20 protein-coding genes and 1 pseudogene are annotated in these 23,136 nt (G+C 62.9%); 8 read left to right on the forward strand and 13 right to left on the reverse strand.

Annotated elements, in window-relative coordinates; all coding sequences use genetic code 11:
* Nucleotides 1–326 precede the first annotated feature (326 nt).
* The 10 genes and pseudogenes from E8E91_RS23695 to E8E91_RS23740 form a co-directional block, all read right to left on the reverse strand.
* Complete coding sequence (locus E8E91_RS23695) at nt 327–650, reverse strand: ComEA family DNA-binding protein (RefSeq protein WP_280379431.1); 324 nt, start codon at nt 648–650, stop codon at nt 327–329.
* A 62-nt stretch (nt 651–712) separates the two neighbouring features.
* Nucleotides 713–974, reverse strand: a pseudogene (locus E8E91_RS23700) (polysaccharide biosynthesis protein); the annotation flags it as partial.
* A gap of 222 nt (nt 975–1,196) precedes the next feature.
* Nucleotides 1,197–1,520: a hypothetical protein gene (locus E8E91_RS23705; protein WP_280379295.1), complete on the reverse strand. Its 324-nt coding sequence runs from the start codon at nt 1,518–1,520 to the stop codon at nt 1,197–1,199.
* 149 nt (nt 1,521–1,669) lie between these two features.
* Nucleotides 1,670–1,948 carry an integration host factor subunit beta gene (gene ihfB, locus E8E91_RS23710; protein ID WP_077525274.1) on the reverse strand — a complete coding sequence of 93 codons (279 nt, stop codon included), beginning with the start codon at nt 1,946–1,948 and terminating at the stop codon, nt 1,670–1,672.
* Nucleotides 1,949–2,097: 149 nt separating this feature from the next.
* Nucleotides 2,098–3,777 carry a 30S ribosomal protein S1 gene (rpsA, locus tag E8E91_RS23715; RefSeq protein ID WP_077525291.1) on the reverse strand — a complete coding sequence of 560 codons (1,680 nt, stop codon included), beginning with the start codon at nt 3,775–3,777 and terminating at the stop codon, nt 2,098–2,100.
* 279 nt (nt 3,778–4,056) lie between these two features.
* Complete coding sequence (gene argE, locus E8E91_RS23720; RefSeq protein WP_280379297.1) at nt 4,057–5,229, reverse strand: acetylornithine deacetylase; 1,173 nt, start codon at nt 5,227–5,229, stop codon at nt 4,057–4,059.
* The gene (locus tag E8E91_RS23725) at nt 5,222–5,899 is read right to left on the reverse strand and encodes a DUF1028 domain-containing protein (protein WP_280379299.1); all 678 of its coding nucleotides are present in this window, start codon (nt 5,897–5,899) and stop codon (nt 5,222–5,224) included. Before E8E91_RS23725 ends, argE begins: the two co-directional genes overlap by 8 nt.
* An 11-nt stretch (nt 5,900–5,910) precedes the next feature.
* Nucleotides 5,911–6,342, reverse strand: a complete 432-nt coding sequence (locus tag E8E91_RS23730; RefSeq protein WP_280364031.1) for a RidA family protein — start codon at nt 6,340–6,342, stop codon at nt 5,911–5,913.
* 69 nt (nt 6,343–6,411) lie between these two features.
* A complete protein-coding gene (locus E8E91_RS23735; protein ID WP_280379302.1) occupies nt 6,412–7,731 on the reverse strand; it encodes an NAD(P)/FAD-dependent oxidoreductase in 1,320 nt (439 codons plus the stop codon).
* Nucleotides 7,732–7,988: 257 nt separating this feature from the next.
* Nucleotides 7,989–8,483 (reverse strand): DMT family transporter, encoded by a 495-nt coding sequence (locus E8E91_RS23740; RefSeq protein ID WP_280379305.1) that lies wholly within the window; start codon nt 8,481–8,483, stop codon nt 7,989–7,991.
* Between the two features lie 79 nt (nt 8,484–8,562).
* Here E8E91_RS23740 and E8E91_RS23745 point away from each other — a divergent pair, with 79 nt between their 5' ends.
* The 3 genes from E8E91_RS23745 (at nt 8,563) to E8E91_RS23755 (ending at nt 13,436) form a co-directional block, all read left to right on the forward strand.
* Complete coding sequence (locus E8E91_RS23745; RefSeq protein WP_280379308.1) at nt 8,563–9,465, forward strand: LysR family transcriptional regulator; 903 nt, start codon at nt 8,563–8,565, stop codon at nt 9,463–9,465.
* Between the two features lie 87 nt (nt 9,466–9,552).
* On the forward strand, nt 9,553–11,184 hold the full coding sequence (locus tag E8E91_RS23750; RefSeq protein WP_280379310.1) for a VRR-NUC domain-containing protein: 1,632 nt from the start codon (nt 9,553–9,555) through the stop codon (nt 11,182–11,184).
* A gap of 2 nt (nt 11,185–11,186) precedes the next feature.
* Complete coding sequence (locus E8E91_RS23755) at nt 11,187–13,436, forward strand: ATP-dependent DNA helicase (RefSeq protein WP_280379311.1); 2,250 nt, start codon at nt 11,187–11,189, stop codon at nt 13,434–13,436.
* A 73-nt stretch (nt 13,437–13,509) separates the two neighbouring features.
* On the opposite strand, the gene E8E91_RS23760 is transcribed toward E8E91_RS23755, so the two are convergent.
* A complete protein-coding gene (locus E8E91_RS23760) occupies nt 13,510–14,202 on the reverse strand; it encodes an endonuclease I family protein (RefSeq protein WP_280379434.1) in 693 nt (230 codons plus the stop codon).
* A 127-nt stretch (nt 14,203–14,329) separates the two neighbouring features.
* Here E8E91_RS23760 and E8E91_RS23765 point away from each other — a divergent pair, with 127 nt between their 5' ends.
* Both E8E91_RS23765 and E8E91_RS23770 read left to right on the forward strand, forming a co-directional pair.
* Complete coding sequence (locus E8E91_RS23765) at nt 14,330–14,470, forward strand: hypothetical protein (protein ID WP_280364043.1); 141 nt, start codon at nt 14,330–14,332, stop codon at nt 14,468–14,470.
* Between the two features lie 20 nt (nt 14,471–14,490).
* Nucleotides 14,491–14,802: a transcriptional regulator gene (locus E8E91_RS23770; RefSeq protein ID WP_151135230.1), complete on the forward strand. Its 312-nt coding sequence runs from the start codon at nt 14,491–14,493 to the stop codon at nt 14,800–14,802.
* Here the strand turns inward: E8E91_RS23770 and E8E91_RS23775 are convergent.
* Entirely contained in the window at nt 14,799–15,680 is an 882-nt protein-coding gene (locus E8E91_RS23775) for a DMT family transporter (protein WP_280379314.1), read from the reverse strand. The genes E8E91_RS23770 and E8E91_RS23775 overlap by 4 nt on opposite strands.
* Nucleotides 15,681–16,195: 515 nt before the next feature.
* Between E8E91_RS23775 and E8E91_RS23780 the strand changes: the two genes are divergently transcribed.
* The 3 genes from E8E91_RS23780 (at nt 16,196) to putA (ending at nt 22,286) form a co-directional block, all read left to right on the forward strand.
* Complete coding sequence (locus E8E91_RS23780) at nt 16,196–17,326, forward strand: thiolase family protein (RefSeq protein WP_280379317.1); 1,131 nt, start codon at nt 16,196–16,198, stop codon at nt 17,324–17,326.
* Nucleotides 17,327–17,429: 103 nt separating this feature from the next.
* Nucleotides 17,430–17,999 (forward strand): TetR/AcrR family transcriptional regulator, encoded by a 570-nt coding sequence (locus E8E91_RS23785; protein ID WP_280379319.1) that lies wholly within the window; start codon nt 17,430–17,432, stop codon nt 17,997–17,999.
* Nucleotides 18,000–18,308: 309 nt separating this feature from the next.
* Entirely contained in the window at nt 18,309–22,286 is a 3,978-nt protein-coding gene (gene putA / locus E8E91_RS23790) for a trifunctional transcriptional regulator/proline dehydrogenase/L-glutamate gamma-semialdehyde dehydrogenase (RefSeq protein ID WP_280379320.1), read from the forward strand.
* 276 nt (nt 22,287–22,562) lie between these two features.
* On the opposite strand, the gene E8E91_RS23795 is transcribed toward putA, so the two are convergent.
* Nucleotides 22,563–23,096: a PaaI family thioesterase gene (locus E8E91_RS23795; RefSeq protein WP_280379323.1), complete on the reverse strand. Its 534-nt coding sequence runs from the start codon at nt 23,094–23,096 to the stop codon at nt 22,563–22,565.
* Between the last annotated feature and the right edge of the window lie 40 nt (nt 23,097–23,136).

The raw sequence follows: 23,136 nt of genomic DNA on the forward strand, positions 1-23,136 counted from the left end.
CGTCGAGTCCAGGTCGCGGAGCCAAATTGAAAGCCCTCGGCACATGCCGGGGGCTTTTTCTTTTGGGCGCCGGACTCTCACCAGGGACTTCGTCCCAGGTTATTCGGTCCTGCGTCCCTCACCCCTTCGGGGCCGCGCTGAAGCGCGTTCGGCGTTCGCCGTCGAGTCCAGGTCGCGGAGCCAAATTGAAAGCCCTCGGCACATGCCGGGGGCTTTTTCTTTGTGCCCAAGCCCCCTCTCAAGCGTCGTAACACCCCATCGCGCCAACTACACAGCCACAAAAAAGCCGACCTTGATAGGCCGGCTTTCCTGATACCACTCGTTAGTCACTCCGCTGTTAGTTTGTCGCGACTCTTCTCCAGCGTCTTGACACCGATGCCCTTGACTTCGAGCAGGTCGTCCACCGAGGAGAATGCTCCATTCTCCTCTCGATACTGCACGATCGCCCGGGCCTTTGCTGCGCCAATGCCAATCATCTGATCCTGCAACGCGGCCTCATCTGCCGTGTTGATGTTCAGTTTGCCGGAGTCGGTGGAAGCACTTGCGACTACCGCAGTCGGCTCGCTCTTCGCTGCCACCGCAACTTGGGCGTAACCGAAACAAAGCGAACAGAGAACCAGAAGCAACGGGGCAAGTCGAACGCGAAACATCATGAACACTCCTTGTCATCAGTAAGAGGAAGGGCGGTACTCCATAAACCGCCCAACACAAACTAATACCTGGAGTTAAAGGGCTCAATTCGACGTTGCTGATGAATCCAGTCAACAATTTCCTCTTCGGGGGGTGTAACCGTTGACGGTTTCGCGTAGGAGTTGGCGCACACGGACGTAGTCATTGCTTCCCACCGCCGCGAACAACTCCGAAAACACCCGCCTGAAGATATCCCAGGGTAAGTGCCTTTCATTGATCCGCAGGATCATCCAATGCTCGGCCGGACTAATGTTATCGCCAACGAGGAGCTCCTCATGACGACGCCACCATGGAGTTTCTGTCAGAGCAAAGTCCAGCCAGATAAGAGGATTATCCCCCCCGCAGGCAATGAGCCTGGATCGGTTGAATTTGGGAGATTAATAATCTTCCAACAATCAGAAAATGACCTAATCGTACGAATACTGTATTGCAGCATGAATAGACAAATCGAATCGCGCCGCAATTAATCTCAGCAGCAAAACCTTCTACGCAGGAAGACCCTCAGATCAAAGATCTCGCACCAAAATAGCCAATTGAACGCATTTGAGAAACTCAATAGAAATAGCTAGAACAACTTGAGCTTTCAGCGAAGCAGAAAATTCAACGATGAAACCGAATTCTCGACGACGATAAACCATCGAAACTTTCAGCAACCCTGAGAAATAGAATACAAACTGCCAGCAAAAAACCGATAGCCGGAACCAGTTTGAACCCAACAGAAAAATAACAAGAATAGCTGGGCGCCAAGTGACACCGCCGAACGACCACCACTCAACCCACAACAACCACGCGACACAGAAAAATATTTTTAAATGGAAATAAAAAACCATCCACCCCACCATCCAGGGTGAATTGATTTACATCCAACTTATCAACCAACAGGAAGAAGCAGACTATTCCCGGAAAAACGCGAGACTGCCTCGCAGACGGCTAGCAAGCGTCATCTAGGCGCATCTGTCGCTCTCCATCCGAGTCGGAATCATTCATTGACCCGATCTCGCAACTCCTTGCCTGGCTTGAAATGCGGTACGAACTTGCCATCCAACCGCACGGACTCCCCTGTCTTGGGATTCCTACCGACGCGCGGCGCACGGAAATGAAGGGAAAAACTACCAAACCCACGAATCTCGATCCGGTCCCCAGTCGCCAGCGCCTGAGACATCTGTTCGAGCATAGTCTTGATGGCAAGCTCAACGTCCTTGGACGATAGCTGGCCCTGGTGGGTGACGATTCGTTCGATCAACTCCGACTTGGTCATGGTTTTCCCTTCTAATTCAAGCGGCTAGATCAGCTCACTGAGGTTTTAGCACGCCTGAGAGGCTTTGAACAGCCCAAGGGTGGGAAGGGAAATCGCAGAAAACAAAAAGGGCGGCCTAGGCCGCCCTTTCTGCTAATGGAGCAGGGGGATTAGCCCTGGTTCTCCATCTGAGCACGGATCAGGTCACCAATGGTGGTCGGGCCGGTGGACTCGACTTCCTGCTTACGCAGTTCCTTCATGGCGTCCTTCTCGTCATCAACGTCCTTGGACTTGATGGAGAGGCTGATTACGCGGCTCTTACGGTCGATGCTGATGATCTTGGCTTCGACTTCTTCGCCTTCCTTCAGCACGTTGCGAGCGTCTTCAACGCGGTCACGGCTGATTTCGGAAGCCTTCAGAACACCTTCGATCTCGCCGCCGAGGCTGATTACAGCGCCCTTGGCGTCAACTTCTTTCACGGTGCCGCGAACGATGCTGCCCTTCTCGTGCATGGAGGCGTAGCTGGAGAACGGATCGTCTTCCAGTTGCTTGATGCCCAGGGAGATGCGCTCACGCTCCGGATCAACGGAGAGGATGACGGTTTCCAGCTCGTCGCCCTTCTTGAAGCGGCGTACGGCTTCTTCGCCAACTTCGTTCCAGGAGATGTCGGACAGGTGAACCAGACCGTCGATACCACCTTCCAGGCCGATGAAGATACCGAAATCGGTGATCGACTTGATGGTGCCGGAGATCTTGTCGCCCTTGTTGAAGCGGCTGGAGAAGTCTTCCCACGGGTTGGACTTGCACTGCTTGATGCCCAGGGAGATACGACGACGCTCTTCGTCGATGTCCAGAACCTGAACTTCCACTTCGTCGCCAACCTGAACGACTTTCGACGGGTGGATGTTCTTGTTGGTCCAGTCCATTTCGGAAACGTGTACCAAGCCTTCCACGCCCTCTTCCAGCTCGGCGAAGCAGCCGTAGTCGGTGAGGTTGGTTACACGGGCAGTCACGCGAGTGCCTTCCGGGTAACGAGCCTTGATGGCAACCCATGGGTCTTCGCCCAGTTGCTTCAGGCCCAGGGAAACGCGGTTGCGCTCGCGGTCGAACTTCAGGACCTTCACGTCGATCTCGTCACCAACGTTGACGATCTCGGACGGGTGCTTGATGCGCTTCCAAGCCATGTCGGTGATGTGCAGCAGGCCGTCTACGCCGCCCAGGTCAACGAACGCACCGTAGTCGGTGAGGTTCTTGACGATACCTTTGACTTGCTGGCCTTCCTGCAGGGATTCCAGCAGAGCTTCGCGCTCGGCGCTGTTCTCGGCTTCCAGGACGCTGCGACGGGAAACGACAACGTTGTTGCGCTTCTGGTCCAGCTTGATGACCTTGAACTCGAGTTCCTTGCCTTCCAGGTGGGTGGTGTCGCGTACGGGACGCACGTCGACCAGGGAGCCCGGCAGGAACGCGCGGATGCCGCTGACGTCGACGGTGAAACCGCCCTTGACCTTGCCATTGATAACGCCCTTGACCACTTCTTCGGCGTTGAAGGCGGCTTCCAGAACCAGCCAGGACTCGGCACGCTTGGCTTTCTCGCGGGACAGCTTGGTTTCACCGAAGCCATCTTCCACTGCGTCAAGCGCAACGTGGACCTCGTCACCCACCTTGATGGTCAGTTCGCCTTGTTCGTTATAGAACTGCTCGACCGGGATGACGCCCTCGGATTTCAGGCCAGCATGGACGGTGACCCAGTCACCATCGATGTCAACCACGATGCCGGTGATGATTGCACCCGGCTGCATGTCGAGGGATTTCAGGCTTTCTTCAAAAAGTTCTGCAAAGCTTTCGCTCATGTTCATACCTGTAGTCAAAGGCCAGGAAAGGCCCTATTCCGCACTCCAGCCAATGCGGTCAAGTCATCAATAGAAGCGACGAGGATCGAAGCTGGTATCCTGCGCCACCTCGGTTGCGCCACCTCCCACGAATGCGAAAAGCGACGCGAATCTCGGTGTTGACATTGGCATTTTCAACCTCCGGACGGAGGAATCGAGCCAACATAAGGGCTGGAATGGTAGCAATGGGGTAGACGCCCGTCAATCGCGCATCCTGCCCCATTCCAGAGGGTCGGCAGTCTACGCCAAACCGCCTTCTTCCTGCAGATGAAGCGCCAGACGGCGCAGCATCGCATCGCATCCGGCCAGTTGATCGCAGCTGATGAATTCGTCTGGCTTGTGCCCCTGATCCATGCTTCCCGGACCACATACGACAGTGGGAATGCCCGCCTGTTCGAACAATCCCCCTTCGGTACCGAAGGCCACCGTGCCGAACTCCGTCGATCCACTGAGCAGCGCCAGCAGCCGCGCAGCCTCGCTGTCCGGCGAAGTGGCCAGCCCTGGATAGGCACTCAGCGGCTTCAGGCTGATACCCGTTTCCGGCTGCACCGCGCGCATTCGCGGCGCCAATTCGGCCTCCGCGTAGGCTTGCAGTTCATCCACCACCTGCTGGGCATCGAAGTCCGGCAGTGCACGCACCTCGAAATCGAACTCGCACTCAGCTGGCACGATGTTCAGGGCACGCCCACCCTTGATGGTCCCGGTCTGGACTGTCGAGAACGGAGGGTCGAAACGCTCGTCATGACGCTCAGGCCGCGCCAGCGCCGCACCGATATCCCCCAGCTTGCCGATCAGCCGCGCCGCGTACTCGATGGCATTGACGCCATAGGGCGCATAGGCGGAATGACAGGCGGCACCCTGGACCTGGCAGCGCATCGCCAGCTTGCCCTTGTGGCCCAGCACAGGCTTCAGTTCCGTAGGCTCACCGATCAGGCACAGTCGTGGCTTGTGGGGACGCCGTTCCAGTTCCGCCAGCATCGAGCGCACGCCGAGGCAACCCACCTCCTCGTCATAGGAAAAGGCCAGATGAACCGGCAGTTTCAGCGGCCTCTCCAGGAACACCGGCACCGCAGCCAGGACTGATGCAATAAAGCCCTTCATATCCGCCGTACCGCGCCCGTAAAGCCGCCCTTCTCTCTCCGTCAGTTGGAAGGGCTCCACCGTCCAGGCCTGCCCATCCACCGGCACCACGTCCGTATGACCGGAAAGCACGACGCCACCCCGGTCGCGAGGACCGATGGTGGCGAACAGGTTGGCCTTGGTGCGTCCCGGGTTATGAAAGAGTTCGCACTCCACCCCCAACCCGGTCAGGTAGTCCCGGATGAACGCAATCAGCTCAAGGTTGGAGTCACGACTGACCGTGGCAAAGCCGACCAGCCGCTCGAGCAGATCGCGACTGGACAAATCACTCATCGCCCGGCACCCCATAGCTGGGCGCGGCTGTAGGATTCAACGCCCGGGTCAGGTAGTCCTGCATCTGCGGCCGATATGCCTGCCAGAGGGCATCCAGCTGGCCGATGGGATTTTCGTCCGCCCAGTCCACGCGAAGGTCGATGATCGGCCAGGTGAGATCCCCCACCACCTTCAACGCCGCCGAATGCACGGGACCGGCTTCACCACCGGCCGCCATCGCTGCGTGCATGGCCGCCAGCAGGCGATCGGCCAGCACACCCGGCGTCGCTTCAAAGGCTTGCACCATGGCCTCGATCACCTGAGTGCCGGACAGCAGGTTCCCGGCAGCGACGCACTGCTCGCCGGCCACTGCGTTGTGCACCCCCAGCGCCTCGCTGCCGCTGAACAGCGCAGTTCGGCCCTGAGCGTCGATCACGGTCACCTGCCGGAACTGGCTCCAGCCGTTAGTGCTGAGCGCCCGATCCAGAGCAGCCGCTGGTTCCAGTTGCTGCGAGTCGAGCAGGTCGAGGATCTGCGGCCCCAGGGCCGGGAGGGTGACGTTCTGGGTCGCGACCGCTCCGACCCCGGCCCGTACCCAAGGGCAACGGGCGCCAACGGCGATGCTGGAAGAACTGATGGCGATGCCGAGCTGCCCGGTTTCAGGGCAGCGACCGATGATGGAGAACGTCATGATCCTGCTCCTTATACCTGCGCCGGCTGCCAGTCGTCCGGGATCACCGCGATGACGTCGATTTCCATCAGCCACTGGGGCTGACCCAGGGCCGACACCACCAGCCCGGTGGAGATGGGGAACACGCCCTTCAGCCACTTGCCGACTTCCTGGTAAACGGGTTCGCGATAGCGCGGGTCGATCAGGTAGGTGGTGGTCTTGACGATGTGGGACAGGTCACTGCCCGCCTCTTCCAGCAGCTGCTTGACGTTTTTCATCGCCTGCTCGGTCTGGGCCTGCGGATCGCCAAGGCCCACCAGGCGCCCCTCGAAATCGGTGCCGACCTGGCCGCGAACGTAGACGGTATTGCCGGCGCGCACGGCCTGGCACAGGTCGTTGTTCAGCGTCTGGTTCGGGTAGGTGTCTTTGGTATTGAACATGCGGATGCGGGTATGGGTAGGCATCTACTGGCTTCCTTTGAATAGTGTGTTGAACGTGCGAATCGGGGCGCGCGTGCGGGACTGATCTTTCGATCAGTCCTCAGCCTGGCGTTGCGCAGCGTCGCGATAGTCGAGGTACTTGCGCTGTGTGGCGATGTGGTCGGCGATGTGCTTGGCGTCGTGCCAAACGCCCCAGATGAAGGTGGAGCCACGACGCGACAGCCAGGGCAGCCCGAGGAAATACACGCCGGGCTCGCTGGATACGCCACGTTGATGCTTCGGCTTGCCATTCGCGTCGAAGGCGTTGACCTGCAGCCAGCTGAAGTCGACGGAGTAGCCGGTGGCCCAGATGATCGAGGTGACGCCAGCCTCGGCCAGGTCGAGTTCGAGAATCGGATTGGACACGCATTCCGGCTCCGGGAAGGTCCTGCGAGCTTCGGGTTCCTCCGGAAGGTCGAGACCATTGCGAGCGATGTAGGCATCCGCGGCATCGAGCAGCGACAGGTAGTTCTCATCGCCGCGAGCGAGGTTGTCCGCAAGATCGGTCTGGAAGGTCACCACACCGTCATTAAAGGATTTCGTCAGGCCGACCAGCGTCATGCCTTGCTGGGCCAGCTCGCGGAAGTCGACAGTCTTGCCACCACGGGCACCGCTCACCGCGATGGTGACGTGCTCCTTGCCCGGCCTGGCAGCCTCGGCATCCCACTCGCCAAGAACGCCCAACCACCAGCAGAAATCACGGTTGCGATAGGCGCGCGGGGGACGATCATGCGGCCCGACCGACAGATACACCTTCCGGCCGGCGCGCATCAGTTCATCCGCGATCTGCACCCCCGACGAACCCGCGCCGACCACCAGAATGGCGCCCTCAGGCATCTGCTCAGGGTTGCGGTACTGGGCGGAGTGGATCTGCAGGAGCCGATCATCCTTGGGCGCTATCGGTGGAATGACCGGACGCTGGAAGGGACCGGTCGCAGATACGACACGACGAGCCTGGATCACGCCCTCGGACGTTTCGATGGTGAATCCCGGGCGATCGGCATTACGCACCACACTCTTCACTTCCACCCCGGTGCGAATGGGGGCATCGAACTTCTTGGCATAAGCCTCGAAATACGCCGCAACCTGCTCCTTCGGGGCGAAGGCGTCAGGGTCGAGGCCTTCGAATTCCAGACCGGGGAAACGGTCGTGCCACGCCGGGCCATTGGCGACCAGCGAATCCCAGCGCCCGGTGCGCCAGGCTTCGGCAATGCGATTGCGCTCGAGAACCAGGTGGGGCACTCCGAGCTTGCTCAAGTGTTCGCTTATGGCCACGCCGGCCTGACCGGCACCGACAACAAGCGTATCTATTTCCATTTGTTCAACCGTCACGCCCGTGTGCTTTTGAAAGGCGGCTTGGTTCAGGTCGGTCATGGCTTGCCTCCTCTGACTCTGATCTTTGTTGTTCTGCTGATGCGGCTATTTGTTGGGGTTGGCCGCATTCTGTTCAGAGGCAGGGATTCGCGAAATTATGATTTTTGTAGTCGCTGGCTAGGAAAAAGCTGCACGCGCGGAAAACGTCAGGCCCCGCGCGGCACAAGGCTTCGGATATAGGTTTTTTAGCGTCAGGCACGACATATTTGATGGCCCTGCGTGCGCCTGGAACCAGCTGGCTCGCCTGGTCCTCTCAATTAGGCCCCGGCGCGCTGCACCACCGGTGCCGCCTCGGTGCTGAAGGCCTGCAACACGACCACGCCCGCCACCAGCAACAGCGCGCCCAGCGCTTTGCCCGGATTCAGAGGCCGCTCCATCAGCCCCATCAGGCCGAAGTGATCCAGGGCCAGGGACGCCAGCATTTGCCCTGCCACCGCTGCGGCGACGAAACCGCTCACCCCCAGCCTGGGCGCGAGGATCAACGCCAGGGAAATGAAGCAGACACCATAAATGCCGCCGCTCCACACCCAGATCGGCGCCTTTGCCGCAAAGGCGAAGGTCGGCATCGGCACGCGCAGTGCCAGCAGCAGCGGCAGCAACACGGCGATGCTCACCAGCAAGGACACCAGCGTCGCCCAGAGCGGATGCCCCAGGCCCCGTCCCAACAGCGCATTGGCGCTGGCTTGAAGCGGCACCACAGCGCCGGCGCCCAGGGCCAGCAACAGCAGAAGAAGTGATTGGATCGATGGCATGACAGGTACTCCAGGAAACTTTCCCTGGACTCTATTCAATCCATCGAACAGATTTAAATTCTGTTTTCATCTACAGAACATGCAGCAAATGAATGAACTTCGCCGCATCGACCTGAACCTGCTGGTCATTCTCGACGCCCTGTTGGCAGAACAGCACGTAACCCGTGCCGCCGAGCGCCTCCACCTCAGCCAACCGGCTGTCAGCCACGCCCTGGGACGCTTGCGCGACCTACTGAACGACCCCTTGCTGGTGCGCATCGGCGGCGGCCTGACGCCCACTCCGCGCGCCCTGGAACTGCAGCGTCCACTGGCGGACGTCCTGGGCAGGGTCCAGGCGCTGCTGGCTCCCCAGGGCTTCGATCCCGGCACCGCCCAGCGCAGCTTCCGCCTGGCCATGTCCGACTACGGCGCGGCCAGCCTGCTGCCGGCCCTGACACGCGCCCTGCGCGAGCAGGCGCCCGGTATCGACCTGGAAATCAGCCAGGGCAGCCGCGCGACCATGCTGGAACAACTGCAGAACGGCGAGATCGACCTGGCCGCCGGAGTTTTCCCGGAACTGCCCGATAACCTGCGCAGCGCCAGCCTGTTCGAGGAAGGCTTCGCCTGCCTGGTGGACCGCAATAGCCTGCCCGCAGAGGGGCTCAACCTCGCCAGCTACCTGGCGCGCCCCCATGTGCTGGTGGAGATGAGCGGCGGTGGCGCCGCCGAGATCGAGCGCGCACTGACCCGCATTCGCGAGCGGCGCCGCATTGCCGTACGCCTGCCCCACTGGAGCGTAGCCCCGCAACTGATCGCCGGCACCGACCTCATCCTCACCGTCGCCAGCCGCGTCCTGCGCCGGATCGACACGGCCCATCTGGCCGTGGTGCCGCCACCGTTCGAGCTTCCGGGGATCACCTTCGACCTGGTCTGGCACCAACGCACCCTTGGCGACCCGGCGCTGGACTGGCTGCGTGACCAGGTGCAGATCGCGGCTGCATGACCCATTGATCGAAATCCATTTGCCGCTGCCCGACCGCGCCTGATATCTGTATAAATCCACAGTAAAAGCCCAAACCACCCTCCTCCCATGCCCGCCGCCCTCGAAGATCCCTTCTACTACCTGAACAATTTCCACACCCTGCTGGACTGGATTTGCCAACGCTACAGCGACCTGCTGGATGCCGAGGAGCAGGCATTCATCGAGGATTTCCGCACCCTGCCCCGCGCGTCCCAGGCGCTGCTGGTACGCATGGTGATGCGCAAGGGCACGCTGTTTCGCGCCAGCAAGCTGAACTACGCCGAAATCGGCGAAACCCGAGCTGCGGCAGAACCGCTGGTAGCGCTGGGTTGGGTGGATGACGCACCGGAACTCGAACTGCCACAGCTCTTCGGCCTGCTCACCCTGGGCGAAGTAGACGCCTGCTTCGGCAAGGCACCGGGACGCAAGGCGGAGCGCCTGGAAGCCCTGATGAGCGAACACGGCGAACCCCGTACCTTCGCCGCCTGGTACCCGGCCAGCAGCGACTGCGTGTACGCCCTCGACCAGATGGATGTCTGCGACCGCCTGCGCCTGATGTTCTTCGGCAACCTTTACCAGGATTGGTCCGAATTCGTCCTCGCCGACCTCGGTATCTACCAGTATGAAAAGGTGGAGATCGACGCCTCGGCACGGGGCTTCCGCGAGCGCGCCGACCTGGACTACTACCTGCAACTGCACCGCTGGCGGGAACGCTTCGAAACCGGCGAAGCGCTGGACCAATTGCTCCCCGAACTGCCCCTGGAAACCCACGCGAATCCCTGGCTGGATGCGCGTCGGCGCAAGTTGCTGTTCCAGGTCGGCCAGCACTGCGAACGCAGTGAATTGCTGGAGGCCGCCCTGGGTCTGTACGGTCTGTGCGACTACCCCGGCGCGCGGGTACGACGCATCCGCGCACTGGAGCGACTGGACGCCCACGCAGAGGCCTTCGACCTGGCGCAATGCGCCTGCGCAGAGCCCGAAAGTGAAGAGGAGGAGCAGCACCTCCGCCGTATCCTGCCGCGCCTGCGACGCAAGCTGGGCCTGCCCAAGGAGTCGCCTGCCGGCAAGACCCCGGTTCAGCGCATCGACCTGATACTGCCGCAGCCGCCGGAGCCGCTCTCGGTGGAGCACGCTGTGCTGCTGCATTTCCACGAAGACGACGCGCCTGTGCACTACGTGGAGAACACCCTGCTCAATTCGCTGTTCGGCCTGCTCTGCTGGGACGCCATCTTCGCCGCGCTACCCGGTGCCTTCTTCCATCCGTTCCACAATGGCCCGGCGGACCTGCTCAGCCCCGACTTCCATGCACGCCGCGCCGAGCTGTTCGACGCCTGCCTGGCGCAACTGGATGGCGACGCCTACCAGGCCAGCATCCGACGGACATACGTCGCCAAACAGGGGCTGCTGTCGCCCTTCGTCTACTGGGGCAACCTGGACGAAACCCTGCTTGAGCAGGCCCTGACCTGCCTGCCGGCGGCACAGTTGAAAGCCTGCTTCCAGCGCATCCTCACGGACATCAAGTCCAATCGCGCCGGCCTGCCGGACCTGATCCAGTTCTGGCCGAAAGAGCGGCGCTATCGACTGATCGAAGTGAAGGGCCCCGGCGACCGCCTGCAGGACAACCAGCTGCGCTGGCTGGAGTTCTGCGCCCAGCACGGGATTCCCGTGGAAGTCTGCTACGTGCAGTGGGCGGACGCCTGACCATGGGCTACAGCGTCGCCGTGCGCGCGCTCTGCGAGTTCACCGCCAAGGGCGGCGACCTCGACCTGCGCTTCACCCCAGCCCCCACCGCACAGGAAGGCATCGCCGGCCATGCCCTGGTAGCCGCTCGTCGTGGCGAGGGCTACCAGACCGAAGTCGCACTGAGCGGCGAGTACGGGGCGCTGCGGGTGCGCGGCCGTGCCGACGGCTATGACCCGGCACTGAACCGCCTGGAAGAGGTGAAAACCTACCGTGGCGACTTCCAGCGCATGCCGGACAACCACCGGCAGCTCCACTGGGCCCAGGTAAAAATCTATGGCTGGCTGCTCTGTCAGCAGAAAGAGCTGACGGAGATCGAATTGGCGCTGGTGTATTTCGACATCGGCAGCCAGGAGGAAACTCTGCTCACCGAACGTCATCGCGCAGAAGGCTTGCGCCGGTTCTTCGAAGAGCAGTGCCAGCGCTTCATCGCCTGGGCCGAGCAGGAACTCGCCCACGCCGGAGCACGCAATACCGCCCTGGAAGCCCTCGGCTTCCCCCACGCGCAGTTCCGCCACGGCCAGCGCCAGCTCGCCGAAGCGGTGTACAAGGCCGTCAGCACCGGCTGCTGCCTGATGACCCAGGCACCCACCGGCATCGGCAAGACCCTGGGCACGCTGTTCCCCCTGCTCAAGGCCGTGCCGCGCCAAGGGTTGGACAAGGTCTTCTTCCTCGCCGCGAAAACGCCCGGTCGGCAATTGGCCCTGGATGCTCTGGCGCAAACCAGGGCTGAGCCGCTGCGGGTGCTGGAACTGGTCGCCCGCGACAAGGCCTGCGAGCACCCGGAAAACGCCTGTCACGGTGAGTCCTGCCCGCTGGCCAGGGGCTTCTACGAACGCCTGCCAGACGCTCGCAAGGAGGCAGCAGAACGCCGCTGGCTGGACCGCGAAGCCATTCGCGACGTGGCCCTCGCCCATCAGGTCTGCCCGTATTACCTGGCCCAGGAAATGGCACGCTGGAGCGACGTGGCGGTGGGCGACTACAACTACTACTTCGACGCCAGCGCCCTGCTCCACGGCCTGACCAGCGCCAACCAGTGGCGCGTGGCGGTGCTGGTAGACGAAGCCCACAACCTGGTGGAACGGGCCCGTCGCATGTACTCGGCCGAACTCGACCAACTCAACCTCAAGGCCCTGCGCAAGGCTGCGCCGATCGGGCTGAAGAAGCCTCTGGAGCGGGTCAGTCGCGCCTGGAGCGAGCTGAACAAAGAGCAGGTCGAGGACTACCGCGCCTACGACGAACCGCCGCCAAAGCTATTGAACGCATTGCAGGGCGCGGTCGTGGCCATCACCGACCACCTCACCGACCACCCCACCGCCGTGGATGCAGCACTGCAGGACTTCTACTTAGAGGCCATGCAGTTCGGTCGCATGGCCGAGCAGTTCGACAGGCATTCGCTGTTCGACATAAGCAAACGAACCGGCAAGACGGGCAGCAGCCTGTCGCGCCTGTGCCTGCGCAACCTGGTGCCGGCCCCCTTCCTCGCCCCGCGCTTCGCCGCCAGCCGCTCCACCGTGCTGTTCTCCGCCACCCTCAGCCCGAGCCGTTACTACAGCGACCTGCTGGGCCTGGCGAACAACACGCCCTGGCTGGAAGTGGACTCGCCCTTTCACGCCGATCAGCTCCAGGTACGGGTCGCGGCCAACGTATCCACGCGCTATCAGCACCGCGGCGCCTCGCTCGGCCCCATCGCCGAACTGATGGCCCGGCAGTTCGCGGAACGCCCCGGCAACTACCTGGCCTTCTTCAGCAGTTACGACTACTTACAGCAGGCAGCGGAGCGCTTCGCCCGCGAACATCCGCAAGTGCCCATCTGGTTACAGGGACGACAGATGGACGAAGCCGAGCGCCAAGCCTTCATCCAGCGCTTCGAGGCCGGTGGCCGGGGAATCGGTTTCGCCGTGCTCGGCGGCGCCTTTGGCGAAGGCATCGACCTGCCCGGGGAGCGCCTTATCGGTGCCTTCGTCGCCACCCTCGGCCTGCCGCAGCTGAATGCAGTGAACGAGCAACTGAAGGTGCGCATGGGCGCGCTGTACGGCGCCGGTTACGACTACACCTACCTCTATCCCGGAATGCAGAAAGTGGTGCAGGCCGCCGGCCGGGTCATCCGCACCACCGAGGATCGGGGCGTCGTGCACCTGATCGACGACCGCTTCGCGCGGCCGGAAGTGCAGCGGCTTCTGCCTTCCTGGTGGGCCATCGATTCCCTGTAGGGGCGAATTCATTCGCCAAGCAGGCCAAAGGTCTGCCCTGTGGGAGCAAGTGCATGCGCGAAAGCTGTTGGCACTATCGCTGGCAAACACCCATATCCACCTTGCCCACGAACGGATTGCCGTAGCCCATCACGCAGGCAACACGCTGGTTGCGATTGCGCTCCCAGGCTTCCACCGGGTACTGGCGGTTCCAGGCGTTGTAGAGCTTGCGGTCCTGACTGGAGATTTTCAGATCGTAGCGATCGCTCATGTAGAAATAGGTGCGCGCGATCATTCCGCGAATCTGCTGGCGGGGCATCGCCTTGCGCGCCTTGAAGTCCACCACCATGGGGCAGGCGCCGTACTGACTGGGCTTCTGCGGAAGCCAGGCAAAGCTGTAGTTGCTGCGATCGCCATTCACCTCGCCGATGCTCGGCACCAGGTTGTGCAGATCCGCTTCGGCGCGCTGATAAGTGGCGTCGTTCTCCGCGCAGTTCTTGCGCCCTCCTTTCTGCCAGCACTGGCGCTGATGGCCGATCACCCAGGCCGGCACGATGTGCTCCCACTCGATGCGCTTGGCCCGTTGCGGCGCCTTCCTCGGCACATAACCACAGCTCTTCAGGTCCACCCGGTTGCCCTGGTAGCGGCAGCCGCAATAGAACTCCACTGGGTGCGTGGCATAGAGCTTCCAGGCGACCTTCTTAGCTTCATTGAACGTGCGTGGTGCAGCGGCTTCGGTAGCGGCGGAAAACAGCAGGCAAAACAGCAGGATAGAGCGAATCATCAGGCTTCTTGTTCCCAGGGTACTGCGTCAGGGGGAAATGACTGACAACAGATTTTTCCTTTGGTTTGGTTGCCATCAGACCGCGGCAACTGATATCTGTATAAATATACAGTAATCCAGGAAAAGTCCTATGCCTGTATCAGCCCCGATCCACTTGCCGATACCCGAACAACCTGTTCCGTCGAACATCCCCCTGCCCTATCAGCTGCCGTTGCCCTTCCCGCCCCGCGGCCAGGTGCAGCCCCTGCTCGCCAATCGGCAGCTGCACTGAATCCACCCGAGGACGCCCAGATGCTGGATGTGCGCCAGTTGAAGTACACCGTCAGCCGCATGGCTCCGGAAGAGGTCCGCGAAGCGGTGGAAGAACTACGCCTGGAAGGCCTGGTGACCGATGGCAAGACCCCCTTCGGCCGCCTGCATTTCAATACCTGCCTGGCCGAGATCGAGGCCCTGTTCCAGCGCGCCGGCTATCACCGCCAGCTGGATGTGGTGGGCTATCAGGGCCAGGCCTATGCTCTGTTCGACCCGGCCCGCTGGGAGCCGGTGCAGGTGCTCAGGTGGCTGAAGGACTACGTGGACTCGCGCCAGGTGGAGAGCGCCTAGCGCTTTTGTGCGTATGCCATGAACAGGCCGCTGCCGACGATGATAGCGATGCCGAGCAGGCCGATCTGGTCCGGCGCATGGTTGAACAGCAGCAGCCCGAGCAGACCGGCGAAAACGATCTGCCCGTAGCCGAAGGGCGCCAGCAGTGGCGGCGAGGCGTGGCGGAATGCCTGGGTCAACAGCATGTGCCCGCCCATGCCGCAGGTGCCCAGCGCCAGCATCAGCAGGCTGTGGCCGAGGGTATCCGGCAGGTGCCAGAAGAACGGCACCATGGCGCTCATGATCAGCGTGTTGGTCAGGCCGGTGATGAAGTTGCTGGTGGCTGAGCTGTCGGTCCGGGCCAGGATGCGGGTCAGCAACTGGTAGAAGGCGAAGCAGACCGCAGCCGCCAAGGGATAGAGAATGGCCGGGGTGAACAGCGCGCTCCCCGGCCTTACAACCAGCAGCACCCCGGCAAAGCCCACCAGCACCGCTCCCCACTGCCCCCGGGACACCCGCTCCTTCAGCAACGGCACCGAAAGCGTGGTGACCAGCAGCGGTGCCAGGAAGATCACCGAGGTCGCCTCGGCCAGCGGGATATGCCGCAGGCCCGTGGTGAACAGCAGGCTCACTCCGATCAGGCAAAGCGCCCGCGCCACCTGCAGCAACGGCCGCTTGGTGCGCAACACCCGCGTGCCCTCACGCGGCAGCAGGAAGCCCGCCATCAGCAAGGTGTGCACCAGGTAACGTACCCAAACCACCATCACGATGGGATAGAAGGCCGAGAGGTACTTGGAAATCGCGTCGTGGCTGGAGAACAGGAAAGTAGCCAGGCAAACCAGAACGATGCCTTTCAGCGGCTGGTCCACGCGTTGCGACAGGGGGCTTTGGGAGCTCATCAGGGATCCGGGTCGTCTGCGAGGAAAGGGCTTGGTAGCAGACTAATGATTAGGCGACTCAAGATATCGGCTTAACCAGGGCGACTCAAGGGGCCTGGCCCTGGAGCTCTGGGGACGATTGAGCGATCTAGTGAATCACTTCGCCCCGCAGCAGAACCCGCTCGACTCGACTAGGCTGCTGTGGCAGCACCCCGCGAGACAGCATCGAAGCGATACAAACCACCAGGAGAAGAACAATGCAAAACGCCCTGATCGGTTTCCGAGCAATCCTCACCCGCGTGTTGGCCGACCTGGCCCTGTCATTGGCCTGAAAAGAGCCCCGGCCTTCGCGGGGGCTATATCTGCACGTGTAGCTCCTGCGCATATTCACTCCTGCAAAAGCCGAACAATTCCGGACTGCAAGCTGACCCAAAAGGCTTATAGCGATTTTGTATGACGACCATCATGTACGAGCAATTGAATTACGAATATCATTCAAAGCATCGAGGCCAACCCCCTGCACCAAGGAGCCCTCCATGCAATCCATCGTTATCGCCGGTTACGCCCGCTCGCCCTTTCACTTCGCCAAGAAAGGCGGCCTGATCAATCTCCGCCCGGATGACCTCGCCGCCCAGGTGGTGAAGGGACTGGTGGATCGCCTGGATATCGATCCCCGGCAGATCGAGGACCTGATCCTCGGTTGCGCCTACCCGGAAGCCGAGCAAGGCATGAACCTGGCGCGCATCACCGGATTCCTCGCCGGCCTTCCGGAAACCGTGGCCGGTGCCACGGTAAACCGCTTCTGCGGTTCGTCCATGAGCGCCATCCACTTCGCGGCCGGTCAGATCCAGCTGGGCGCGGGCGAAGCCTTCATCTGCGGCGGTGTGGAATCCATGACCCGCGTGCCCATGGGCGGCTTCAATATTTCCCCCAATCCGAAGCTGGTGAACGACTATCCGCAGGCCTACATGGCCATGGGACACACCGCCGAAGTAGTCGCCGGGCGCTATGACATTTCCCGCGCCGACCAGGAAGCCATGGCTGTGGAATCCCACCGCAAGGCCACCGAGGCGCGGGCGCAGGGCCTGCTGCGGAACGAAATCATCGCCGTGGACACCCCGGACGGCCAGGTGAGCGAGGATGGCTGCATCCGCCCCGACACCAATGCGCAAGCCCTGGCACAGCTCAAGCCAGCCTTCGGCGGCAGTGTCACTGCGGGCACCGCCTCCCCTCTGACCGATGGCGCCGCCGCGGTATTCGTTTGCACCGAAGACTTCGCCAAGCGCTGGGAGCTGGACATCCTGGCCCGGATCAAGTCCGTGGCTGTGGTCGGCTGCCCGCCGGAAATCATGGGCATGGGGCCGCTCTACGCCACCCGCAAGCTGCTGCAACGCGCCGGCCTGCAGGTCAATGACATCGACCTGTTCGAGATCAACGAAGCCTTCGCCAGCCAGGCCCTGGCCTGCATCCGCGAGCTGGATCTCGATCCGGCGAAGGTGAACCTGGATGGCGGCGGCATGGCCATCGGTCACCCACTGGGAGCCACAGGCGCGCGCATCACCGGCAAGGCCGCCAGCCTGCTCAAACGCACCGGCGGCCGTTACGCCATCGCCACCCAGTGCATCGGCGGTGGCCAGGGCGTGGCCACCCTGCTGGAACGCGCCTGACCGGACGGCCACGGCCCCGTCGGCGCCGTGGTCGATTCCCGCTCACGTAACAAGGGATGTGAATTACAATCGCCATATCAATCTTGCGAACGAGGCGACCGATATGCGCTACCCCGAAGACCACAAAGCCGAAACCCACAAACGCATCGTCGCCGAAGCGTCCCGCCGATTCCGTGCCGACGGCATCGATGCCACCGGCCTGCAACCGCTGATGAAGGCCCTGGGCCTGACCCACGGCGGCTTCTATGCACACTTCAAATCCAAGGATGCCCTGGTGGAAGAGGCTCTACAGGCTGCGGCGAACGACGCCAACGCCCAGTGGGTCAAGGCTTTCGCCAAGGAGCAGCCACTGGAGACCTTCTTCGAGCGCTACCTCTCTGCGCAGCACCGCGCCCATCCCGAGCAGGGTTGCCCGCTGCCCACCATGGCGGCCGAACTGGGCCAGCGCGGCAACGCCAGCCCCATCACGGACGGCGTGCTGAACAACCTGCTGGTATTGGTAGAGAAGGAGGTCGGCAGTTCCGATCAGGCCCTGACCATGCTTTCCACCCTGGTGGGCGCCCTGACCCTGGCCCGCAGCGTAGCCAGCGAAGAACTGTCTGACCGCATCCTCGACAGCGCCCGCCAGACCCTGCTCGCCCAGGTCGCCGCTGCCAAGGCCGCCAAGGCCTGACCCCCGTACCATTCGTCGCCGCCCCCGGCAGCTAGCGGGGGCCGCCTATGCTTTCCAGGTGGGTCCGAAGCCGGCTGCACCTGGGTTGCACCCTCCCCCTTCCAATCGGCCATATCTTGCCTGGCGTCCATGAATCGGGGTGCCTGCACGAGCAAGGTGCAACCTTTCCATGGCATCCGGGCGACCTTTCATCCGGAGATTGCCGCCAGACCGACGACCTTTGGTTGCACCCGGTTGCACCCCTTGTAGGACATCGCTACTCTTTGCGCCGCTATTGCCGTGCGGACACGGCTGATAAGAGGACAAGAAATGGCTACGAGCACCACCCTTGGCGTGAAACTGGACGAAGCGACCCGCGATCGTCTCAAGGAAGCTGCGCGCAAGATCGAGCGCACCCCGCATTGGCTGATCAAGCAAGCGATCTTCAGCTACCTCGAAGCACTGGAAAGCGGCATGACCCTGCCCGAACTCCAGGGCATCGCCCAGCGCCTGGCCGAAGGTGACCACGACGCCCTCGAAGCCCTGCCTGAAGCCGCTCACCAGCCGTTCCTCGAATTCGCCGAGAGCATCCTGCCGCAGTCCGTGCTGCGCGCGGCCATCACCGCCGCTTACCGCCGCCCCGAGCAGGAGGCCGTACCCATGCTGCTGGAGCAGGCCCGCCTGCCCGCCGAGATGGCCGACGCCGCCTACAAGCTGGCCTACGGCATCGCCGAGAAGCTGCGCAACCAGAAGAGCGCCGGCGGTCGTGCCGGTATCGTCCAGGGCCTGCTGCAGGAGTTCTCCCTGTCCTCCCAGGAAGGCGTGGCGCTGATGTGCCTGGCCGAAGCCCTGCTGCGCATCCCCGACAAAGGCACCCGTGACGCCCTGATCCGCGACAAGATCAGCACCGGCAACTGGCAGCAGCACCTGGGTCAGAGCCCATCGATGTTCGTCAACGCCGCTTCCTGGGGCCTGCTGATCACCGGCAAGCTGGTGTCCACCCATAACGAAGCTGGCCTCTCCAGCTCGCTGAACCGCATCATCGGCAAGAGCGGCGAACCGGTGATCCGCAAGGGCGTGGACATGGCGATGCGCCTGATGGGCGAGCAGTTCGTCACCGGCGAAACCATCGCCGAAGCCCTGGCCAACGCCACCAGCTTCGAAGCCAAGGGCTTCCGCTACTCCTACGACATGCTCGGCGAAGCCGCGCTGACCGAGGAAGACGCCCAGCGCTACTACGCCTCGTACGAGCAGGCGATCCACGCCATCGGCAAGGCCTCCCACGGCCGTGGCATCTATGAAGGCCCGGGCATCTCCATCAAGCTCTCCGCCCTGCACCCGCGCTACAGCCGCGCCCAGTACGAGCGCATGATGGGCGAGCTGTACCCGCGCCTGCTGTCCCTGACCCTGCTGGCCAAGCAGTACGACATCGGCCTGAACATCGACGCCGAAGAAGCCGATCGCCTGGAAATCTCCCTCGACATGCTCGAACGCCTCTGCTTCGAGCCATCCCTGAAGGGCTGGAACGGTGTTGGCTTCGTCATCCAGGCCTACCAGAAGCGCTGCCCGTACGTGATCGACTACGTGATCGACCTCGCCCGCCGCAGCAACCACCGCCTGATGATCCGCTTGGTGAAAGGCGCCTACTGGGACAGCGAGATCAAGCGCGCCCAGGTCGACGGCCTGGAAGGCTTCCCGGTCTACAGCCGCAAGGTCTACACCGACATTTCCTACATCGCTTGCGCCCGCAAGCTGCTGGGCGTACCGGACGCGATCTACCCGCAGTTCGCCACCCACAACGCCCACACCCTGTCGGCCATCTACCAGATCGCCGGCCAGAACTACTACCCGGGCCAGTACGAGTTCCAGTGCCTGCACGGCATGGGTGAACCGCTGTACGAGCAGGTCGTAGGCAAGGTGGCCGACGGCAAGCTGAACCGTCCGTGCCGTATCTACGCACCGGTCGGCACCCATGAAACCCTGCTGGCCTACCTGGTTCGCCGCCTGCTGGAAAACGGCGCCAACACCAGCTTCGTCAACCGCATCGCCGACCACAGCATCTCCATCAAGGAACTGGTGGAAGACCCGGTCGCCAGCGCCGAAGCCATGGCCAGCGTCGAAGGCTCCCTGGGCCTGCCGCATCCGCGCATCCCCCAGCCCAAGGCCCTGTATGGCGATGCCCGCGTCAACTCCAGCGGCATCGACATGGCCAACGAACACCGCCTGGCCTCCCTGTCCAGCGCCCTGCTGAGCTCCGGCCATGCCGACTGGCGCGCCCAGCCGATGCTCGGCTGCCCGGCCAGCGAAGGCGCGGCTGAGCCCGTGCTGAACCCGGCGGACCACCGCGACGTGGTCGGCCACGTACAGAACGCGACCACCGCTGACGTCGGTAACGCCGTACTGGCCTCCATCACCGCCGCGCCGATCTGGCAATCCACCCCGCCGGTGGAGCGTGCCGCCGCCCTGGATCGCGCCGCCGACCTGATGGAAGCCGAGATGCAGCCGCTGATGGGCATCCTTGTCCGCGAAGCCGGCAAGACCTTCAACAACGCCATCGCCGAAGTGCGCGAGGCCGTGGACTTCCTGCGCTACTACGCCGCTCAGGCCCGTCACGACTTCGCCAACGACACCCACCGCCCGCTGGGCCCGGTGGTGTGCATCAGCCCGTGGAACTTCCCCCTGGCGATCTTCGCCGGCCAGGTGGCCGCAGCCCTGGCCGCTGGCAACACCGTGCTGGCCAAGCCCGCCGAGCAGACTCCGCTGATCGCCGCCCAGGCCGTTCGCATCCTGCTCCAGGCCGGCGTTCCGGAAGGCGTCGTGCAGCTGCTGCCGGGCCTCGGCCACACCGTGGGTGCCGCCCTGGTGAGCGATGAGCGCGTGAAGGGCGTGATGTTCACCGGCTCCACCGAAGTGGCCGGCATCCTTGCCCGCAATGTCGCAGGTCGCCTGGACGCACAAGGCCGTCCGATCCCGCTGATCGCCGAAACCGGTGGCCAGAACGCGATGATCGTCGACTCCTCCGCCCTCGCCGAGCAGGTGGTGACCGACGTGATCGCCTCCGCCTTCGACAGCGCCGGCCAACGCTGCTCCGCCCTGCGCGTCCTGTGCGTACAGGAAGACGTGGCCGACCGCGTGGTGGAAATGCTCAAGGGCGCCATGGGCGAATGCCGCATTGGCAACCCCGAGCACCTGAACGTGGACATCGGCCCGGTGATCGACGCCGAAGCCAAGGCCAACATCGACAAGCACATCCAGGCCATGCGCAGCAAAGGCCGCAGCGTGTTCCAGATCGCCCGTACCGAGGGTGATGTGATGCAGCGTGGCACCTTCGTGATGCCGACCCTGATCGAGCTGGACAGCCTGGCCGACCTGGAACGCGAGATCTTCGGCCCGGTCCTGCACCTGCTGCGCTACAAGCGCGAGGACATGGACGCGCTGCTCGACCAGATCAACGCTACTGGCTACGGCCTGACGCTGGGCGTGCACACCCGCATCGACGAAACCATCGCCAAGGTGGTGGACAAGGCCCATGCCGGCAACCTGTACGTCAACCGCAACATGGTTGGCGCCGTGGTCGGCGTGCAGCCCTTCGGTGGCGAAGGCCTGTCCGGCACCGGCCCGAAGGCTGGCGGCCCTCTGTATATGTACCGCCTGCTGGCCACCCGCCCGGTGGACGGCGTTGCCCGCACCTTCCAGCGCCTGGACGGTTCGATGGTTGCCGACACCCAGCAGCGCACCGCCCTGCAGGAACGCCAGGGCAAGCCGCTGGAAGCCCTCAAGGCCTGGGCGACCAAGAATGGCAAGGACAGCCTGGCCAGCCTTTGCGACAGTTTTGCCGTGCAGTCCCAGAGTGGCCTGAGTCGCGTGCTCCCCGGCCCGACCGGCGAGCGCAACACCTATGTGCTGCTGCCGCGCGAGACCGTGCTCTGCCTGGCTGACGATGAAGCCGACCTGCTGACCCAACTGGCCGCCACCCTGGCCGTAGGCAGCAGCGCGCTCTGGGCTACCAGCGAGCTGACCGGCAAGCTGCGCGGCGCCCTGCCGAAGGCTGTCCAGGCGCGCATCCAGCTGGTGGCGGACTGGAACCAGTCCGACGTCGCCTTCGATGCCGTCCTGCACCACGGTGACTCCGACCAGCTGGGCGCTGTGTGCCAGCAGGTCGCGTCCCGCAAGGGGCCGATCATCGGCGTACAGGGCCTGTCCAAGGGCGAGACCGCGATCCCGCTGGAGCGCCTGCTGATCGAGCGCGCCATCAGCGTCAACACCGCCGCCGCCGGCGGCAACGCCAGCCTGATGACCATCGGCTGATACTTCGCCGCGCTTCCGGGCGCGGCATGGCTTCACCCGGCGCCCACCCACAAGGCGGGCGTCGGTCGCAACACCGGAGGCCCGACCTCCAGGCGAACCGCCTTACCGGGCGAATTCGTCCACTTCTCTTCGACGGTTGGCTGTCATTCACTGACGGCAATGGGGGCACGCCACAAGCGTGCCCCCTTTTTTTGTCCCGAGATAACCACCCACTGTAGGGGCGAATTCATTCGCCAAGCAGGTCGCAGACCTGCCCCAAACCCTACAAATTGGCAGCTACTTCCCACTCAGAATCAGGCAGGTGGTCGAGCCTGTCGCATAAAGCTTGCCGTCCACATCGTAGATCCGCCCTTCGGCGAGAGCGGTGGAACGGCCCACGTGAATGATCCGCCCTTCTGCGCGCACCGGTCCGGTCCTGGTGGTCAGGGCGCGGATGTAGCTGATGCGCAGGTCGGTGGTCGTATAGCCCTGCCCTTTCTCCAGATTGGCGTGGATGGCGCAGCCCATGCACGAATCCAGCAGCGTGGCTGCGTATCCCCCATGCACTGACCCGATCGGGTTGTAGTGCTGCATCTGCGGCACGCCCTGGAATACGAAGCGCTCCTTCGACCATTCGATAGGGACGAAGCCCATCAACTCGCCAATGGGCGGCGCTGGCAGATCGCCCCTGCCGATGCCATCGAAGAACTCCAGGGGGCTGAGCATGGCCACGTCCGCGATGCTCATGGTGCCGGGCTTCAGGCGGGCACGAATCTCAGCCTCCTCCGCCAGCCAGACTTGCAGCTTTTCTTCACGGGACAGATCGCTCATCGGGCTTCTCCTGATTCACACGGCTCAATTGAATGTCGAC

Origin of the sequence: Pseudomonas sp. BN515 (assembly GCF_029873155.1) — a bacterium.
Taxonomy (GTDB): domain Bacteria; phylum Pseudomonadota; class Gammaproteobacteria; order Pseudomonadales; family Pseudomonadaceae; genus Metapseudomonas.

Bases quoted from the DNA above. Each gene is read 5' to 3' on its own strand.
- E8E91_RS23695 (WP_280379431.1), bottom strand. From the start codon at position 650: ATGTTTCGCGTTCGACTTGCCCCGTTGCTTCTGGTTCTCTGTTCGCTT.
- E8E91_RS23705 (WP_280379295.1), bottom strand. From the start codon at position 1,520: ATGGTTTTTTATTTCCATTTAAAAATATTTTTCTGTGTCGCGTGGTTG.
- ihfB (WP_077525274.1), bottom strand. From the start codon at position 1,948: ATGACCAAGTCGGAGTTGATCGAACGAATCGTCACCCACCAGGGCCAG.
- rpsA (WP_077525291.1), bottom strand. From the start codon at position 3,777: ATGAGCGAAAGCTTTGCAGAACTTTTTGAAGAAAGCCTGAAATCCCTC.
- argE (WP_280379297.1), bottom strand. From the start codon at position 5,229: ATGAGTGATTTGTCCAGTCGCGATCTGCTCGAGCGGCTGGTCGGCTTT.
- E8E91_RS23725 (WP_280379299.1), bottom strand. From the start codon at position 5,899: ATGACGTTCTCCATCATCGGTCGCTGCCCTGAAACCGGGCAGCTCGGC.
- E8E91_RS23730 (WP_280364031.1), bottom strand. From the start codon at position 6,342: ATGCCTACCCATACCCGCATCCGCATGTTCAATACCAAAGACACCTAC.
- E8E91_RS23735 (WP_280379302.1), bottom strand. From the start codon at position 7,731: ATGACCGACCTGAACCAAGCCGCCTTTCAAAAGCACACGGGCGTGACG.
- E8E91_RS23740 (WP_280379305.1), bottom strand. From the start codon at position 8,483: ATGCCATCGATCCAATCACTTCTTCTGCTGTTGCTGGCCCTGGGCGCC.
- E8E91_RS23745 (WP_280379308.1), top strand. From the start codon at position 8,563: ATGCAGCAAATGAATGAACTTCGCCGCATCGACCTGAACCTGCTGGTC.
- E8E91_RS23750 (WP_280379310.1), top strand. From the start codon at position 9,553: ATGCCCGCCGCCCTCGAAGATCCCTTCTACTACCTGAACAATTTCCAC.
- E8E91_RS23755 (WP_280379311.1), top strand. From the start codon at position 11,187: ATGGGCTACAGCGTCGCCGTGCGCGCGCTCTGCGAGTTCACCGCCAAG.
- E8E91_RS23765 (WP_280364043.1), top strand. From the start codon at position 14,330: ATGCCTGTATCAGCCCCGATCCACTTGCCGATACCCGAACAACCTGTT.
- E8E91_RS23770 (WP_151135230.1), top strand. From the start codon at position 14,491: ATGCTGGATGTGCGCCAGTTGAAGTACACCGTCAGCCGCATGGCTCCG.
- E8E91_RS23775 (WP_280379314.1), bottom strand. From the start codon at position 15,680: ATGAGCTCCCAAAGCCCCCTGTCGCAACGCGTGGACCAGCCGCTGAAA.
- E8E91_RS23780 (WP_280379317.1), top strand. From the start codon at position 16,196: ATGCAATCCATCGTTATCGCCGGTTACGCCCGCTCGCCCTTTCACTTC.
- E8E91_RS23785 (WP_280379319.1), top strand. From the start codon at position 17,430: ATGCGCTACCCCGAAGACCACAAAGCCGAAACCCACAAACGCATCGTC.
- putA (WP_280379320.1), top strand. From the start codon at position 18,309: ATGGCTACGAGCACCACCCTTGGCGTGAAACTGGACGAAGCGACCCGC.
- E8E91_RS23795 (WP_280379323.1), bottom strand. From the start codon at position 23,096: ATGAGCGATCTGTCCCGTGAAGAAAAGCTGCAAGTCTGGCTGGCGGAG.